The organism is Paraglaciecola sp. 25GB23A, from assembly GCF_040012495.1.
Lineage (GTDB): Bacteria > Pseudomonadota > Gammaproteobacteria > Enterobacterales > Alteromonadaceae > Paraglaciecola.
On record NZ_JBDYKM010000001.1, the window covers coordinates 917,521 to 936,605 of the forward strand.

The 19,085-nt window shown below is 39.8% G+C and carries 10 protein-coding genes; 3 read left to right on the plus strand and 7 right to left on the minus strand.

The features are described from left to right. The first annotated feature begins 34 nt into the window (after positions 1-34). Entirely contained in the window at positions 35-433 is a 399-nt protein-coding gene (locus ABKW31_RS03975) for a rhodanese-like domain-containing protein (RefSeq protein ID WP_348614903.1), read from the plus strand. A gap of 35 nt (positions 434-468) precedes the next feature. Here the strand turns inward: ABKW31_RS03975 and ABKW31_RS03980 are convergent, their stop codons facing one another. From ABKW31_RS03980 to ABKW31_RS03990, 3 genes are all read right to left on the minus strand, one after another. Beyond that, complete coding sequence (locus ABKW31_RS03980; protein ID WP_348614904.1) at positions 469-1,368, minus strand: IS982 family transposase; 900 nt, start codon at positions 1,366-1,368, stop codon at positions 469-471. A 252-nt stretch (positions 1,369-1,620) separates the two neighbouring features. Continuing rightward, the gene (locus tag ABKW31_RS03985; protein ID WP_348614905.1) at positions 1,621-5,493 is read right to left on the minus strand and encodes a two-component regulator propeller domain-containing protein; all 3,873 of its coding nucleotides are present in this window, start codon (positions 5,491-5,493) and stop codon (positions 1,621-1,623) included. A 178-nt stretch (positions 5,494-5,671) separates the two neighbouring features. Continuing rightward, positions 5,672-8,797, minus strand: a complete 3,126-nt coding sequence (locus tag ABKW31_RS03990) for a TonB-dependent receptor (protein WP_348614906.1) — start codon at positions 8,795-8,797, stop codon at positions 5,672-5,674. 491 nt (positions 8,798-9,288) lie between these two features. Between ABKW31_RS03990 and ABKW31_RS03995 the strand changes: the two genes are divergently transcribed. Further along, on the plus strand, positions 9,289-9,645 hold the full coding sequence (locus ABKW31_RS03995; RefSeq protein WP_348614907.1) for a carboxymuconolactone decarboxylase family protein: 357 nt from the start codon (positions 9,289-9,291) through the stop codon (positions 9,643-9,645). 437 nt (positions 9,646-10,082) lie between these two features. Here ABKW31_RS03995 and ABKW31_RS04000 read toward each other — a convergent pair whose 3' ends face one another. The 4 genes from ABKW31_RS04000 to ABKW31_RS04015 all read right to left on the minus strand — a co-directional run bounded on the left by ABKW31_RS04000 (position 10,083) and on the right by ABKW31_RS04015 (position 14,235). After that, a complete protein-coding gene (locus tag ABKW31_RS04000) occupies positions 10,083-10,871 on the minus strand; it encodes a transporter substrate-binding domain-containing protein (RefSeq protein ID WP_348614908.1) in 789 nt (262 codons plus the stop codon). A 153-nt stretch (positions 10,872-11,024) separates the two neighbouring features. After that, positions 11,025-12,422, minus strand: a complete 1,398-nt coding sequence (locus ABKW31_RS04005; RefSeq protein WP_348614909.1) for a methyl-accepting chemotaxis protein — start codon at positions 12,420-12,422, stop codon at positions 11,025-11,027. Positions 12,423-12,534: 112 nt separating this feature from the next. After that, positions 12,535-13,293: a transporter substrate-binding domain-containing protein gene (locus tag ABKW31_RS04010; protein WP_348614910.1), complete on the minus strand. Its 759-nt coding sequence runs from the start codon at positions 13,291-13,293 to the stop codon at positions 12,535-12,537. Positions 13,294-13,695: 402 nt separating this feature from the next. Next, the gene (locus ABKW31_RS04015) at positions 13,696-14,235 is read right to left on the minus strand and encodes a DsrE family protein (protein WP_348614911.1); all 540 of its coding nucleotides are present in this window, start codon (positions 14,233-14,235) and stop codon (positions 13,696-13,698) included. 350 nt (positions 14,236-14,585) lie between these two features. Between ABKW31_RS04015 and ABKW31_RS04020 the strand changes: the two genes are divergently transcribed. After that, positions 14,586-18,905 carry a DEAD/DEAH box helicase gene (locus tag ABKW31_RS04020; RefSeq protein WP_348614912.1) on the plus strand — a complete coding sequence of 1,440 codons (4,320 nt, stop codon included), beginning with the start codon at positions 14,586-14,588 and terminating at the stop codon, positions 18,903-18,905. Positions 18,906-19,085 lie beyond the last annotated feature (180 nt).

Below are 19,085 nucleotides of genomic sequence, written 5' to 3' on the forward strand. Positions count from 1 at the left end.
ACAATAGTGACTTGATATTTGAAAAGGAAACCTTATGCATCATCCAGTCACCGCGATATCCGCCGCAGAGCCCCAAGAAGCCTTGGCCCATTTTACTCAAACCTTTGAGTTTGAAACCGATTGTTGGGATACCCACGAAGGTTTACGTATTGACCCTTCACAATTCGTTTTACTCGATGTACGCAGCAAAGCGTTGTTTGATAAAGGTCACATCCCTGGAGCGATATCCTTACCTCATAGTAAAATTATTGAATCAAAACTAAGGCAATGGCCAAAAGATATTTTATTTGTTACTTACTGTGCCGGTCCTCATTGTAATGGGGCTGCAAGAGGAGCTGTGCGCTTGGCCACACTTGGCAGAAAAGTGAAGTTAATGGCTGGCGGTATAACAGGTTGGATTGACGAAGGCTTTGAGCTGGAAATATCAAAATAAACTGCAGGTTAATACCTAAATAACCTGAGATCTGGTTAAGCCAGCATTAAACTATGGTTATTTAACAGCTCAAATTCTTGAGCTGTTAAATCTAAAGAAGGCTTCTCATTTTTCAAGCAATAAGCGATTAATCCACCGAGTAAATTCAGCATAAAACCATGAATACTGCGGTGTCTAGAGTGCTCGATGTAAGATATATTTTTCAATTGGTCATTGACCGTTTCGATAATGAACCGCTTTTTTAGAATAGCTCGGTCCCAAAGTGACATGAATTTTTTCTTCATGTTTTTACGGACGGTCGTGATGAGTTCAACACCTTTATCCAATAATTCCCCCGATAAGGCTTTGCTGATATACCCTTTATCGCCGTATAACTTACCAAACAATGAGTCTGCCATTTCTGGTACAGGTTGGCGGTCATCTACATTGCCTTTAGTTAATTTAAGAGAAACGATCTCACCTAAGTGGTTGATGATTAAATGGAGTTTAAAGCCAAACGACCACCCCATGGTGCCTTTTCCGTGTGTAGCAACACCAGCAAATACTTGGTTCCGCTTGGCTCGCATAATGTGGCACACCTCTATTTTAGTGGAGTCGACAAACTGAATCCCCGTTGGTTTCCCGAGCTTTGATGTCAGGTAGCTACACAGCGGCACGACCACACTCGATGATATGCCTAGAAACCGTGTGTAACTGAGTAATTCAGGGAAATGGGCTTTAAGCTGACGACTGACATAATGCAGATAATAATTTTTGAAATCGCGATAATGGGATTGATGAAAATGGATGATTATCGTCATCACTTCAGCGGGTGATAATTTGGAATCCCTGCGGCGTTTCAGCTCGCCATTTTCAAGTAGTGTGCGTTGCCACTGTTCAATAAATAATTCACAGAAATCATCGACATCACAATACGTTTCTACTAATTTATCCATGCTCGTTCCTTTTTGGTCTTATTATTCTTGGTCGAACGATCGGATCTTGGAACGAGCTATTAGTTCCTTCGGAATATATATTTCTTATCCAGAACTGAGGTTAAATAATGCGGGGGCCACATGCGGGCCATCAAAAGAAGCTGTGGTTCAGAATGCCAAATTAATGGTGGTAAAAACTATATCTTGAATAAAGACTGTTTTAAAGTCGGCTCAAGTAAAGTGAAACACTAAGAGTGGTAATCGAGTGAGATATTACTCTGCAATTATCTTGTCAATTTCATCTAGTAAATTCTGCAATAAACTGGGTATTTCTTTTGGATCATAGATCTTGTTTTTAATCTTGCTTTCCAGTTGTGTCGCTATATTGCTTAATTGAGTGAAACCAAACAACTGAGCCGCGCCACAAAGACGATGGGCCTGTTTTTCAATTTGTTCTAAATCATTGTTTGCGCCATGCAAAATGAATTGTTCTTTTTCTGTCAATAAGCTGTTTTTAAATTCGACAACTAAATCCGACATATCAACCTTACCTAGAGCGTTGACTGCTTTCTGCTCCACCTCTTCATCTTTGCTACTGAAATGTTGCGCTAACGCCGCGATTAGAAGCTGTCTTTCAATCGGTTTTCTGATGTACCCATCAAAACCTAGAGCGCTATAATATTCGACTTCGTTTTCCATTGCATTTGCGGTTAATGCAATGATCGGCTGTGAGCAACCTAAATCGCGTAAGGTATTATAAGCTTGGATCCCATCCATATTCGGCATTTGAATATCAAGTAAGACAACATCAGGTGCGTGCTGTGAATATAAATCAAGCGCCTCTAATCCATCGCTGGCTGCAAAGACGGTGAAGCCTAAATTTTTGAGCAATCTGGCAATTAATCTGCGGTTATTAGGGTGATCTTCAGCCAGCAATATTTTACCACTAAATAAATTTTCGGCGTAGGAAACGCGTATTGAGGATTTTTTCTGCAGTAATTCAGTATCTGCAGATATCACTTTAATTGGAATACTAAATGTAAACACACTTCCGAGACCGAGTTCGCTCTTAACCGTAATTGTGCCACCCATCAAGTTGGCCAACTGCGTGGATAAATGCAGGCCTAATCCAGAACCACCAAATCGTCTTCTTATACTGCTATCACCTTGGGTAAAGCTATCGAAGATCTGCTGTCGTTGACTCTCACTGATCCCAATACCTGAATCTTCGATGTTAAACACTAGGTTATTTTCTTGAGTTGAAACTTTCAGACAAACATGACCTACCAGGGTAAATTTTACCGCGTTGGAACATAAATTAATTAAAATTTGTTTTAAACGTAAGCCATCAACGTTAACGATAAAGGGGGTCGGTAAGTCCTTTACTAGTGTAAAAGACAAACCTTTGACTTTAGCTTGCAGTGAAAACATAGTATTAATGTTTTTCAATAAGCCATGTAAGTCTTGTGGGACAGGCTCTAATTCAAATTTATGTTCCTCAATTTTGGTTAAATCAAGGATGTCGTTAAGTAAGTCTAATAAATACAGACTACTGTCATGAATGATTTCAACTTCTTTGTATATATCTTTGGGGTCTACTTCACGACAAATAATCGCTTCTGCTTGACCAATTACGGTCGTCAATGGGGTTCTAATCTCATGACTCATATTGGCTAAAAACTTGGTCTTTATTTTATTTGCCGAGGCTAATTTGCTTGATTCAAGGGCAATAGAAGCGGTTTTTTCTGCAACCTGTCTTTCAAACTTAATTACCGCGCGTTTTTGTCGTTGTAGATAGTAATAAATCCCCAAAATTACTAGGCAGCCATAAAAAACAAACATCCACCATTGTTGCCAAAACGGGGTGCTAATATGCAAATTAACCGCTAATTGATTTGGGTACCACTGGTTATTTTTGATACCCGCTCTTACTCTGAAAGTATAATCGCCCCCACCTAAATTGGTATAATTAGCTGAAGTGTTGTTATCATTTTCAATCCAATCTTGATCGAATCCTTCAAGTTTATAACTATATTGGATTTGTCGAGCATTTAGAAAGTCCAGTGTCGCAAATTCGAATTTGACATTATTTTCATCATAATTAAGTCTAAGCCCCGAGACCTCTGCTTTTGCAATATTATACGTTTTGTTTGAACCCAAAATGCCAAAATTAGTCAGGAGAGTATCTTCACTTAAAGCATCATCTGTCACCGAATTAGGGTCAAAATAATAAATTCCATCCCTACTTGAGAAGTATATTGTTCCATCTGAAGGGGGGCTGGTAGGTTGGTAATAATATCTAGAATCTGGTAGCCCATCACTTTTGTCAAAATGGCGAATATCGCCATTAATGGGGTTTAGTTTACTCAGGCCTTTGGTTGTAACAAACCACAAATTGCCTCTTTCATCTTCACTTATAAAGAAGATCTCTTGATTTACTATTTTAGAAAATTGGCTGTTATAAACACTGAATTCTGCCTTTTCTTGATTAAATAAATACAGCCCAGTAATCGTGCTGACCCAAAGACGCTGCTGACTGTCTTGAAAAATAGAAACAATATACTTTTGCCGGCTGCTACCCAGATTTAGCGTTTCAAAGTCATCGAATAGCTTGACTTTTTTTGTTTGTTTATCCCAAAAATATAGCCCTTCATTGGTCCCAATCCACATCCGATTATTAGGATCCAAATATAAAGTTGATGGCTGTTTAGCTGAAGATGTTATTGGGTCTTGTGAATCTATGATTTGAATATATTCATAATCTGAGTCCAAGTCATGAATAACAAATACACCACCTGTTGTCGCGACCCAAATATTATCTTGCTCATCTGTTTTTAAATCGACAAATCTCCTGAATAACTCTCTATTTTCTGTTGTTGCAGTTGGTTCTATTTGACGTTGAATCCCATCAGCATTTACTTTATATAAAGCCTCTAAATTGGCATACCAAATGTCACCTTTTGACGTTTGTGTCATATACCTAATTTCTGGCTGAACAGTCGTCTTTGTTCTGTGACCTAGTGCAGTTAATTTGTTAGTACCGGGTGTCCATTTGTATACCCCATTTTGCGCTGTACCAACTAATAGACTTTCATCCTTTGTGGCCAGTAAGCTATAGGCAGCTTTTATTCTATGATCATTAAAGGTTTTAAATGTATTTTTTCTGGTTATTTTATAAACCCCGGTCCCCTCGCAGCTTAGCCAAATAATACCTTGTCTGTCTTGAAATAGGCTTTGACTGCAGCGATCATCAAAGTCCAGTTCTACTTTTTTTAGTTGCAAATCTTCATCTGAAAAGGCAAATACACCATTGTCGCTACTCACCCAATATTGGCCAAAATTTGTTTTAATCATTGAATATATCGGACCAATACTTATATTTTGGGCTACGTCTAATTTAGTAAATTTCTCTATTGTGGGTTCAAAACGCAACACCCCATTCTGAGTACCTAAAAATAGTGTATTATTCGCTCCAATCGTTATTTGCCGTATTTTATTTATCGGTGAGGGTACATTCTCAGGTTCTGGGGAATAATGTGTAAGATCGTTCGTTGACTTATCAAGAAGACTCAGCCCATATTCTGTTGCAATCCAAAGACTATCATCATTGGTCTGTTCTATGCCCCAGACTCGGTTGCTGTAATTCAAAGCTACTGCCCACTTATTGGGTCTTAATTGCGTGAAATCTTGAGAGTTAGGATTGAATTTGTTAAGGCCATTATCAGTGCCTAACCAAATTTCTCCTTGCTGATCTTCAAATATATTTTGGACTCTAACTGAACTGATAGTATTGCTAAGGTCAGGGACATGTTGATGTTGAGTGAATTTCTGTTTTTCTTGGTTGTACCTTAGAACACCTCCTCCCCAACTTCCTATCCAAAGATTATTATTTTTATCAATCATCACGTTGCCCGCATTGTCGTTGGGCAAAGAATTCAAGTTGCTTGGATCATTTTGATATTGAACGATGTTTTTACCATCATAACGCATTAAGCCATTATAACCCGTACCAAACCACAAAAAGCCGCTTTGGTCTTGGGCGATAGAAAAAATAATGGACGAGGAAAAACCATCATTTTCATTGAGGAGTTCAAATTTATATTCAGATGCTGAGACTAAATGGATATTTATAAAAAATATGGACATTACCCAGCAAAAATATTTGATTGGACAAATCTGCAAACAAAATCCTTTTTTACGAACAAACGAACAAACGAACAAACGAACAAACGAACCAAATAGTGTTGACCTTATTTGATTAACTAGCCACCACTCAAACTCTTGGGTGACCGGTTTGCTATTTATCTGCTAACTTTAGTGTGGTTTAAAATTGATACTTCACGCCAACTTTTAAACTCCAAGCCGACTGCTCAACCCTAAACTGGTTATAGTTAAGGGTGTTGGTTCCGGTCCGCGCCTCTGAGAGAATATATTGCCCATTGGCATTTATATCAACATCAAAGAGTACTTGCTGCCTAGATGAAATACCATAAGCCTTACCCCAATTATTGTTAAGCAGATTCGCAACATTATCGATGATAAAATACAACTGGCCTTTGTGATTACTCATCAAGCCCGGTAATTCCTGAGTAATAGCTAAATCCATGGTGGTTAACCAGGGCTGGGTACCTGAATATTTAGGCACGTAAGCACCCGCATATTGATCCACTCCAGCCTCTTTGGCAATAGTCATAATTTGTTGGTAACTCAAGTTGCTAAAATCAAAGGCAGGATCACTGGCACTGGCCGGCAAATAAGGCAAATAAACATTGGTATTGGCGCGCTGATCGCCAAAATCATTACGGCTTTCACGGCCAAGGGTCCATGAGAAAGGACGGCCAGAACTGCGTTCCCAGAATAAATTCAACGAGGTATTGTAACCCTGAATAAATTCATTTTCGTAGCCAAGATTGAGCACAAACCTATGCTCAATCTCATAAAATGCACGGCCTTTTAGCGGGGTATTTCGATTGATAATAACCTCATCAAAATAGCTCGAATCTGCGTTAGAGGCATTGCCTGGATTAACTTCGGTAATATTTTGATTGGTATACGACACATTTAGCTTGAGTCCACTGTCCCAACGTTTATTGAGCGAAGTGGTTAGTATGGTGCTGTCACCGCTATCTTTACTATTGCTTAACTGAATATCAAAACGACTTTCAGTGCCGTAAATATTGTCCCATATCGTACGACCTTCCACTGTTTCAGCGCTTTTAAAGCGGGATTGATCGATCCAAAAAGCGGCATCGTGGCGTTGCACATAGATCAATTCACTTGACCATAAAAAATTATTGCCAAGCCCAGGAACATCAAAACGTAGATCCGCAGCAAGTTGGTATCGCCAGTCTGAAGGCATAGTAAAATTGCTGTCAATGGTATTAGTTGAACCGTTCCCCGCCGCCAAAGAGTTTTGTAAACTGATTGGAACCGAATCAAATATGATATTGGCAGGATCAGCAATTGTAGCGGCGACAGCAGCTGATGTTGCGCTAGTATTGGTTACGCCATCGTTGGTATAGGCGTTTGAAAACCACACCAGTGGCGTGCCGCCAGTGTAACGACCCAGTCCGCCACGTAAGACAAGTTGTTCAGAAAACTGCCAATTAAAGCTGATTCGAGGCAATAAAATATTAATACCATCGATGTTTTCGGTGTTGCTAATGCCGTAGGTGGCAAAGTAGTTAGCATTAAAGTTTGGTGCACTATCGACCGAAAGTAATTCATACCTGAGCCCCGCACTTAGCATAAAATCATCAAATACTTCAGTGCTAGCCTGCAGGTAAAAAGCATAATTAGTCGACTCTATCGTTGCTTTTAAATCACGCATATCATTAGTATATGCATTGGAGTATTCTACGGTGCGAGGCATTTTATTTTCAAAATCGGCGATAGAACTAAAAAACCATCGACCGGCCGCATTTCTGGCATACAAGTCTGAATTTTTAACATCTTCTATCTCAACACCAAATTTAAAATCTAAGTCATCCCACAGGTATAAACCGTGAAAGGCCAAGTTGGTGGTTTGGTTGGATTTGACATTTCCGTGACGGTTTCTGTCCTGACCAGCAACAATATTACCACTGGCGGTATTAATGTTAATTTCCCCCCAGTTAGATGCGGTGTTAGCCGCTTGCTCGTGATCTTTATAAGCAAGACTAAACTCAGTTGAAAAGCTATCGCTCCAATCAGAAAATAAATGGCTAGTGAATATACTGGTTTCAGCATCTTGCGAATATTGATTCGAGGCAAAATTAACCCGACTGATTGAATTAGTATAATTAAGCGCCGCACTATTTTTTTGATTGTTATAGGTAAAGTCCGCGCGATGTGAATTGTTAATATTCCAGTCTAACTTTAATAATAATTTTTTGTCACTGTCTGATGGTGGAACTCTGCCAATAGAATCGTTGAGTTTATAGACTGTACTTAAAGCGTCCAATACCTGCTGTGTTTCGTTGATTGTTACTCTGTGACCTGCAAGGGTATCCAAATCATAATTAAAAATAATTTCATCCGACCATTCTTCGTAAGAGGCAAAATAAAACAATTCATCCTTTATAATTGCTCCTCCCAATGTCGCGCCATAGGTCACTTCGTCATTACTGAACTCATATTTGGTCGCTTGACCTTCACTATCAAGGTTCAATCTATTATCTATCGCCTTGCCATTGATTGGTGTTGACTCGTAAAAGATATCTCCTGAAAAATTGTTGCTACCTGATTTTGTTACAACATTAATCGTTCCACCAGTAAATTTACTCGCTCGAGCGTTAAACGGTGCGTAATCAATTGAGATTTGACTAATGGCATTGAGTGAAACTGGTGGACGTTGCGCCGGATAGCCATTAGCGTTTAAACCAAAGGTGTCACTGACCGCGACTCCATCAAGGTTAAAGGAATTATATTTAGGATTGCTACCGGCAATACTTAATTCGTTACCTGTAGGATCGACTACAGCAAGAGGATTAATACGGACGAGATCTTTGATATCGCGATTGACCAAAGCCGCCTGATCAATGTCCTCTTCTGAGAATATGCTATAGGTGCCTTGACGTTGGTATAACTCAGCATTGCCCAGCACCGTTATACCTTCAACTTCAGAATTTATTGCCAAGTTGGTAGACAGTGTATAGTTGTCATCCAAGCGCAAAAAAATATCAGTAAATTCTTTGGTTTTATAATTCTTAGATGAAACCGTTATGGTATACGGACCACCCACTCGCAAACCACGAGCACGATATTCCCCTGCCTGATTGGTATTGAGCATTTTACTTGTACCAGAAGGAATATGGGTAATTTCGATGGTAGCGCCTGTAAGTACTTTGCCCGATTCAGATAGAACCGAACCCGTAATGGACGTCGAGGTATCGACTGCAAGAACCGGATTGGTAAATAAAACGGCAATAAAAAGGATCGTTAATAATCTGTATGGAGAACTGTACATCATCGTTTACTACTCATATATTGACTACTGTGGCGGTGCTACTCCTTTTTAATACTATTCCTTAACTCAATCTTCACCGTCATATCGTGGCTTAACTAATATCGATTAACTGATTGATTTAGTTTGATAAATATAGACCCCCAATGCAGTTTTTGTTAAGTCTCTGCATTTACGTTTTAGTTGGGAGTAAATGTCGAGCAGCATTATGCCCAAGCAGAGCAACACTTTCAATTGATAAGCATTTTATTTACCTTGTTCAGCGTTATGAACAAATGGAACAAATCTTACTTTTGTTAATTCTTGGTAGTGAAGGAACAAAAAACGCATTACAACATATCTACAAACCTGCCTTTGCAGTTATGTTTTTTATATTAAAACAGTAGAATTCACTCAGTTAAATAGATGTACTATATTTGTCGTTCTTTTCAACACACTACTGTTAAAACTGGCTATCTAGTTTTGCAGTATTAAATCCAACTATGGAGATAATCCCGATGAGCAAATCCTATCCTGATATTACCCAAAGAATTTCCGATAATATGAAAACTTTGCGAGCGGACATTCCAGACACCATGCAAGGTTTTTCAGCCATGGCAAAAGCCGCCACGGCTGATGGGGTATTAGACAAAAAAACCAAAGAACTGATTGCCTTAGCCATTGGCGTTTCCACTCGCTGTGATGGCTGCATTGGCTTTCACACTAAAGCCTTAGTTGCCCTTGGCGCCACTAAACAGGAAATAGAAGAAACGCTGGGAATGGCCATTTATATGGGCGGTGGTCCGTCATTAATGTATGCCGCTGATGCAATGCAAGCATTTGAACAATTTAGTAACTTAAATTCAAACGGATAATGTAACTGGGTAAACCGAAATAAATTCACTTCATCGGTTTACCTTTTTGCTTAATTCATTTGATGCAGCAATAATTTTTAGTACCTTGTGTTAGTCATACTTTCCACGAATATCACTAAAACCGTATTTTTGTCTCGCTAAGATAAGGTATAACCGCTTTGTCAAAAGCAGAGCTTCTCTTCAGGGCGGTTAGAGTAAGCCTTATCTGTAAAAAAAGCATAAATTAGAGAGATGGCAATGTTAAGGCGGATTATCGAAACCTAAAGAATGACAAAGTGGTTTTGCGTCATTAGAACTATTAGATAGATGTTCGGTAGGTCTATGTTCAAGCTTAATGAGTTGTAGATGAATATTCTTGCCCTTGGTGAGGCTAACGTTGATTATTTTTTATTGACATCTTTAAGTCAAATGTAGCTCGGCTTTTAAGTTTAAATGGTTTAATTTGTTGAAGTTGGACTAGATGAACCAGAATCAGCCCTCGATACTGGCCGATAAGCAAGGCGGTTTTTGTTGAGTGTAGTCCAAAACAGCTCCACTAACTCAGGATTTTCCTGATAAAATTGCCGAGAAAACGGTAAGAACCAATAGGAGGTCAAGATGATTTCCTCACTAATATCAACTCTGTCTATCTCTCCTAACTTCTCTAAAATGAGTTTGCCAATTTCGCTTTCTACAACATAGCCATCCAACTTCCCTTGGGCAACCAGTTTTAAGCCTTCTTCAGCCGTATAGTTATGTGGCGTTAACAGTTTTTTGTTTGCTAAAATTTGATGCACAACATAACCAAATGGTGCGCCTAAACCCGTCGAAAACTGATTAGGGTAACTCGACAAATTAAGCCCTTTGCTTTTGGGATAAAATATTGGGTAATTGACTTGCCAAAGGTAGCGAGAGGGGGCTGATAGAGCATCTTGCGGAAACGCAAATTGTGCACTTCGCTCGGGCGTTGCAATCATTGCAAACAGACCATGATAACTGCCATCCAATACCTTCTTTTTACATCGGCCCCATGAATCTCTCTTAAATACAATATCAATACCCAGTGAATTTCCTGTTTGGGAAATTAACTCGTTTAAATAGCCAGTTGTATTATCTGCTGGGTCGAGTGAATTGATATAAGGTGGGTAGTCTGCCAATTCGTAACAAAAAATGAGTTTTTGAGAGGCAAAACTGAGACTGCAACTAAACAAGCTGATGAATATCAGTGTTCTAATAAACACTAACATGTGTAAATTCAATTGTGTTCATCATAAAAACCTCAACAATGAGCCGCCCTTAATAGACTTAAATAGAATAGGCACCTTAAGTCTGAAAGCAAAGATTGACCATTTTATGGATTACCACTTTCCAAAAAATATTCAATCTTAATCTAAGTAAATTTATACTTTAAACTGTTGAGCTACAGATTTAAGTTCATGACTATTTGCATTCATTTCATCGGAGTTTGCCGTCATTTTATCAAGTTGTTTTAAGCTGTCATGGCCAGATGAAACAATGCGATTAATGTTATTACTCAAGTCGGCAGCGACGGTACTTTGTTCCTCAACAGCGCTCGCAATTTGCAGAGCCATACCGTTTATTTGTTCAGTAGAAGCCAATATACTCTTGATTGATTCGCCAGAAGTTTGGGCGTGCTCGACCGCCGATTTACTTCTATCTTGACTGTCCACCATTACTTTTACCGCTGATTTGGCCCCTGATTGTAATGACTCAATAGTCGCTTGAATTTGTGCAGTACTTTGTTGTGTTCTGCTAGCTAAGGCTCTAACTTCGTCTGCAACAACGGCGAAACCTCTTCCTTGTTCTCCCGCGCGCGCCGCTTCAATCGCTGCATTAAGTGCTAGCAAATTTGTTTGCTCGGCTATGCCTCTAATCACATCCAATACTGAGACAATACCGGCCACATCATTTTCCAACGATGACACCACCTTAGTTGCTTCATTAAGATGATTTGATAGTTCGTCAATAGACGATATGGATGCTTGAATAATGTTAGAAACATGTTCAGCATCTTCACTCGCTTTGTCTGCTGCGCTTACTGTCAGTTGCACGCTACGGGCAATTTCTTTAGATGATGCTGACATTTGCGTAATGGCTGCTGCCACCTGATTAGTTTCATCTTGCTGAGTTAACAAATAGCCTTTGCTGTCCTCAACCGATTGCAGGACATCGTAGGAAATCGATGAACTTCGTTCGACAGAGAATTGCAGTGTTTTTATCAGACCTTGAATTTTTTCGACAAAGATATTAAACGAGGATGCTACTGAGCCTAGCTCATCTTGTTTGCGTACTTTTAAGCGCTTAGTGAGATCGCCTTGGCCACTTGAAATATCTAACAATGCCGAATTAATTTTAGATAAAGGCAGCATAACCAATCTCGCAAACATAAAGAAAAAGGAAGCAATTAGGCATAAAATGAGAATGATCCCCTCAATCATGGCATTAATTGCCATTCTACTTAATTCTTCATTTATTTCTGATTCATCAATAAAAACCACGGCGTACCCTACGTCATTGGTTTCATCATCTTCTACAAAGGTTAACTTTACTTTTACTGAGTTATCGGTCTGACTGCCAGGAGATTGACTTACCAGGGAGCTCGATTTGTCAAATAACTGAATCATGGCGACATCGGTCGATTGTTGTTCAGATTTTAAAATAGCTTCAATCTGTAAATCTTGGAAATTCCAGATTGAAGCAGGTAGATTCAATTGCAATCGCGATTCTACTAAATCGATTTGGCTCTTTTGTTTTTCAGCAAATCTGGTGCTTTGCATAGAATAGTTAATGACGCTTGATATAACTATTAAACTCGCGACGACTATAAAAATTGACATAATAAGTCGGAATGAAATTGAATCTGTTATTTTCATTTTTATCTAGTCCCAATTACTTCCAATCGCTTAAACCATATTTAGTCAGTATTTTTTCTAATTGACCAGATGCTCGCAACGCTGCAGTTTGTTTATCGACCAGCTCTATTAATTCTTTACCATTGGCTGTTACTGGGGAGCAACTTATGTAAATTTCTGCAGAGGTGCTATCTTTACCAGCTAACTTTATTTTGTCGGCTAGATTCAGCTCTTTTACTTTAGCTAAACCAACAGCAACCGACTCGACAACAACATCGACTCTTTTGGCGAGCAATTTTTTTAAATTCGTTTCCAGAGAATTACCGCCAGAAACCGCTTTAAATACATCTTTGCGCTCAGCAACTAAGACATCTAATTCTTCACCGTAGGCATAACCGTCAATTACTCCCACTTTTTGATCTAATAATGAGTTGAGCCCAGAAAATGACCACGTTGAATCTGCGTTAGTAAAATAGCCTGTCACATCCATTCCCCAGTTTTCACTCGGGAAAAGAAAATCTGGTGCATCGTCAACATAAGCGCCAACAATACAATCTGTCTCGCCTTTGCGAGTTGAATCAATAGCACGTTCCCAAGGCATCAATTTATAATCAACGGTGTAACCTCCCGCAGCGAACACTTCTCTGGCAATATCAATCATAAATCCTTCATCGCCACTATCGGGATCACCATTCATAGGAAACCAGTGATCGGCGCGGATACTGACTGATTTAGCCAATACACTTGTGGATAAAACAAAACTTAATAATGTTGTAGCTAGCAGTACTTTTTTCATTTTTCCATCCTTTTACACAGTTAAGTTCTTTCATATTATTATTTTTCTTAACAATTACCATCTTTAGATGCTTAAATTTAAAACAAATAAAAAGCTTAGAGCTTATTTGTGAAGCAGCTAAATAAAAGTTAAACAGTTATAAATTCAGATCTGTCTCTTCAATTAGATTTTTCTTAGGTTCGATATAAACGATATTAATCATTAAATATTACCTAGCATAAGATTGTTAAATTAACCGCTCGCTAAAAAAAATATGAACAAAAAAGAGGTAATCTGTAGGTTTGATCAAGAATGTAGCAGTATTAAGGTGGCGATTCAGAAATGTTGCATAATGTTTTTAATTCAGTTTTTTATTAGCCAAAGTCGGTAGGTTCCCTCTGCAATATTTCAATGATCAACTAATTAGAAGGGATTTTGACTGTATCCTTTTGCCGCAAAAATTGTGTGGGCCGTCATTGCGGATAAGGCCATGTCAACACCTTCTATCAAGTCCTTATTTGCAATTTGATGATAGGCCGCAGATTGTCCACATAAAACCACCTTTACCTTATTTTTCAGCAGTGCCAACAGCAGCTCACTGTTAGGGTTGTCTTTACCGTATTTACTCTGGTAAGCCAAATTACTCAACATCTCATTGCTGGCAGCACCATGTATCACAATTGCCAAATAGATGTCGTTAGTTGATATGCCGTTGGCAGCATGCATATTTAAAAAACGCGCGACACTGTCAAAGCCTCTATTGAGCGCCCCATCTTTACCGGCTGCACTCACGTCGAATACCACCTTGAGTACAGCAGGCTTTTCAAGCTTCATGTCTTGCTGCACAGGCACATGTTTGCCATAAGTAAAAATTACAGGTCCGTCAGCAAAGTCGCCAGCAACGCTGTTAGTCCAGGCACTATCAACTAGTATTATTAGTGTGGCTATTATTAACGTTTTCATATTGTCCTTTGGTGTTTGTTGTTGATATTTGAAGACTGAGCCCCTTGTTTATATAGCTCAGTTATTTGAATTAGCGAATGTGTCAGTAAGCCTAAAGACTATAACAGCTGTTTAAAACTAAAATGGCTCAATTACCCTACAACCAAGGATTAAGGCGAAATTGGCAGAGGCTGTTAGGCGTAAAGAGGATGTTTTTTGGTGAGCTTCGCCGCTAATAAGTTTATTTGCGGAGTAGCGCTTACAAAATTGGGAAATACTCGCAAACAATTTTGAGATTCATTGTTTAGCAAAGGCATTTTTGTTAATTTCATTGCATTGAAAAACCAATAGTTATTAAGAATCACCCTACTATGAAGCTTGCTGCTTTAATTCAGTCACCCATCCATCAACAAATAGAATCTTTATATCATGCATTCTCAGCCTTACATGAATCTGAAAAAATCAACTTATTGATTTTGGCTGTGGTGTACAAACCTATTGGTATAACAAAGTTAGAGGATGTCATTGATGTATTAAAAAACAGAGGCTTATTACCCGATGCCAAAAAGGAATATTGGCTAAGTAAGCAAAGCCGGGATCTGCTGACTAAACAATCACTGTTGGTGTCAAACAGAGAGGGCTTACAGTTAAATCGATTACTGGCAAACCGGCTAAGTGCTGAAATAGAGCAATTTCAGTTTCACAGCTTATTTGCGTCAACGACATTGAAGCAAACACAGTCATTGTTACTTGAAATTATAAATGCCGCCGAACAGGTTGTGCCAGTAGTCAACAGTCACAGCTGGCAAAACAAAGTAGTTGATAAACAAAGAGTGATTCGAGACCTGTATTTTTTAAAATCAAGCGACAAGCTTGCAAGAGCTTTTAACTTCAATAAAAATCCACAAGTGGTCGACCATGCGGAAAACCATATACTACTTGAATTACTCTTTTTACCCTTTGACCTCCCTAGGTTTTTGCAATTACCCAAGGTAATACAATACCAAGCGTTTGCCACTTTGATTAGCTCCTTTCAAAGGCAAGGGCAGAGCCTTAACTACCCAGTTAAATTATTAGAGCAAGTGTGCGTTGCGCATATAGATAGCAATGGCCCCGCCGACAATATCGACTGTCAGCATTTACTGGCTGAGCAGTATTTGTATCAACTGCGTTTTGAAGATTTTGAACGTTTACAGTTTGCCCAAGACACCAGTAGCTATGGTTTGCAGTTACAAGGTGCTTATTGCTTTTTAACCGGCGACAACCAGCAAGCCATTGCCTATTTTGAACAAGCTATAATGGCTAAAAACAAAATCGCTAAACGCAAAAAACAATATTTAAATGAGCTCTTAGGCTACATGTATAAATTGGCTTTATTGGTGCAAGCCAATCAACAGGATGTGAGTTATTTTACTTCTGCTTTGCAACAAGTGGAGTTTGAAGAGAGTGATCGTAAAGTTAACAGTAATTTTTACCATCTTGGACAAGGCCTCGTTAAACCGATTCACTGTTTGTCCACTGGTGTAAAATATAATATCAATATTGAATATCACCGCATGGATGCAGAAATTGACTTCTTCTCCCATCAACTCAGTTATTTAAATTATCTACTGGCGCAACTATGGTGTAATAAGGCCAAAGACTCTGTGCTGACGCGATTAGCCATAAAATACCACGCTGGTTTTGCGCAACTTGACTACTCTCTGTTTGCACAACTATGTGAGCAAATGGCAGCTTTCTTTAGTAATAAAGAGAGCAACAAAAAGCTCGATTCAAGTTCAAATGATGCGGCTAAATTGATTGATGTCACCACCTTGATCACGACTAAGTCAGAGTGGGACTTGGCCCTTGATAAACTCATTGCCCTCAATCCAAATACCGAAAAAAATCAGCAAGATACTAAAGAAACCCCAAGCAAACCTGTGCGTTTAATTTGGGAATATGACTCAGGTTATGGCCATAATATAACGGCCCGTGAGCAAAAGTTGAGTAAATCAGGCTGGAGTAAAGGACGACCCGTTTCACTTAAACGCCTAAAAGAAGAAACCGAACTATTCGACTACTTAAGTGACAGCGACAAAAGGCTCTGCCGCGCCATTGATGTTTATCAAAATTGGGGCTATTACTCAAAAACCGAATATAGCTTGCAAGGCTTATCGGCACTCGAAGCCTCAGTGGGTATAGACAACTTATACCACGGTGACGACTTGAGCCAAAATATAGAGATCATCAAGCGTGAGCCAGAATTATTGGTGAGTGAACAAGGTGAGCAACTGTGTTTGAGTATTGCTGATTTACCTTTTGATATAGAGGAATACGAAGGACGAGCGGCTTACGATTTTAAGTCGATTAACGCTAGGCAATATCAGCTTACGGTATTTTCAGCTGAGCATATCAAAGTGGCCCAGATCATTGGCGAGTCGGGTTTGCTCATTCCCATCAGTGCTAAGCAAAAAGCCCTGGAAGGTATCGCGGCAATTGCCTCGTTTTTGAATATTCAATCAGATATAACCGAACTTGATACGGGCTTGGAAAACCATGAATGTGATGCCAATTTGGTGGTAAATATTCAGCCCACGCCAAATGGCCTAGCATTTACCTGCGTTGTGATGCCATTTGGCGAACAAGGCCCCGCTTTTAAACCTGGGGTGGGGAGTGCCAGTTTAACTACCGATATCAATGGTCGGCGTTTGGCAACTCAACGGGACTTAGTGCGCGAAGAAAGCTTGCTCGATCAGCTTGACCAAGTGTGCCCTACCTTTTTAACGATGCCAGATAACAGCTTAGTATTAGACGACTTTCAAACTGCGCTAGAAGCCCTAGAACAGTTAGAAACAGCCGTTGGTCAAGCAGCTTTCGACTTGGTGCTACGCTGGCCAAAAGGCAAAAAAATATCCTTATCCAAAAAGTTAGAGAGCCAGCATCTACAACTTGCTTTTAGTCAAAAAAATGAGTGGTTTGATATTAGTGGCGACTTGCAAATAGACAATCAACAAGTGCTTGAACTGCGTAAACTGCTGGAACTAGTCAAAACCAGTAATGGTCGTTTTATCGAACTCGGTGCTGAGCAAATACTGGCCTTATCTGCAGACTTACGGCATAAACTAGAGCTTATTAACCAAATCACTGACGAGGGTAAGTTTCACCCCTTAGCCAGCTTGCAAATGGAAGAAGCGACCAGCGGTATGCGCATGAAAACCATTCATGCTTGGGATGCGCAAACCAAAAAAATGCATCAGGCTAATGTCATTACACCGCTAATTCCATCGACTTTTCAAGCGCAGTTACGCACCTATCAATTAGAGGGGTTTGACTGGGCATCGCGTCTTGCTCATTGGGGGGCAGGGGCGTGTTTAGCCGACGATATGGGCTTGGGTAAAACGCTGCAAGCCCTAGCTATTTTGCTGTCACGGGCCAGCCAAGGACCAAGTTTAGTGATTGCACCTACCTCGGTGTGTTTTAACTGGCAACAAGAAGCCCTCAAGTTTGCCCCTACGCTGAATATGAAACTATTTGCCGACTCCGCGACGACTTTAAAACGCGAAGGTTTGTTAAACGAACTAGGTCACTTTGATTGCGTGATCATTAGTTACGGACTGCTGCAACGGGAAAGTGACATACTTAAACAAGTAAAGTGGCATACCATCGTTGCCGACGAAGCCCAAGCCCTGAAAAACCCCTTAGCCAAACGCACCAAAGCGGCCTTCGCGTTAAAAGGTGATTTTAAGATGATTACCACCGGCACGCCGATTGAAAATAATCTAAGCGAACTATGGAGCTTATTCCGCTTTATTAACCCCGGCTTACTGGGCAACATAAAACGCTTTGCTGAACGTTACGCTCTACCCATTGAAAATGCTAAAGAAGATCCACTTGCTGCACGCAGAGCCAGCCAAGGTCTAAAAACTTTGATCCAACCTTTTATTTTACGGCGCATGAAAAACCAAGTATTAAAAGAATTGCCCTCCCGTACCGACATTAATATTCGAGTAGAAATGAGTGCCCAAGAGCGCGATTTTTACGAAGCTCTGCGACTCACTGCCATAGACAATATTAGCCAAAACGACCAACAAGCTAATGTGGGTGAGCAACGCATAAGAATGCTGGCCGAATTAGTAAAACTGCGTCAAGCCTGCTGTAACCCAAAATTAGTCATGGCCGAAACCAACATACCCAGCGCTAAACTCGCTGCCCTTGATGAATTACTCGAAGAGCTGAAACTGAATAATCACAAAGCCCTTATTTTTAGTCAGTTTGTGGGCCACCTGCAATTAATCAAACAACACATTGAAGCCAAAGGCTTTAGCTATCAATATCTCGACGGCTCAACCCCGCATAAACAGCGGCAAGAAAGGGTTAACGCCTTTCAAAGCGGGGAGGGCGATATTTTTTTAATCAGTCTAAAAGCCGGAGGTTCAGGCTTGAATCTAACCGCCGCAGACTATGTAATACATATGGATCCTTGGTGGAACCCGGCAGTAGAAGAGCAAGCCTCCGACCGTGCCCATCGCATCGGGCAAACGCGGCCAGTGACTATTTACCGATTGATTACACAAAACACTATAGAAGAAAAAATTGTCGCCCTGCATCAGCATAAACGTGACTTGGCTGACACCTTGTTGGAAGGCAACGAAGTCGCTACCAAATTATCAGTCGCCGATATGCTGAATTTGTTGAAGGAAACGTTTTGAGGTGGTTGATTTTTCCCGACTGAAGTCGGTCCTACAATGGGGCATAAGATAATTGTAGGATGGAGTAGGTATTATTTAAGCCTAAGCTTTTTTTGGAATGAGGCAAAATAGGGTTTTTGGGGCCAAATTCATAAAAAGACAGGCGTTATTTTTATTTGAGTTGTTGCAATTAATTGAGGT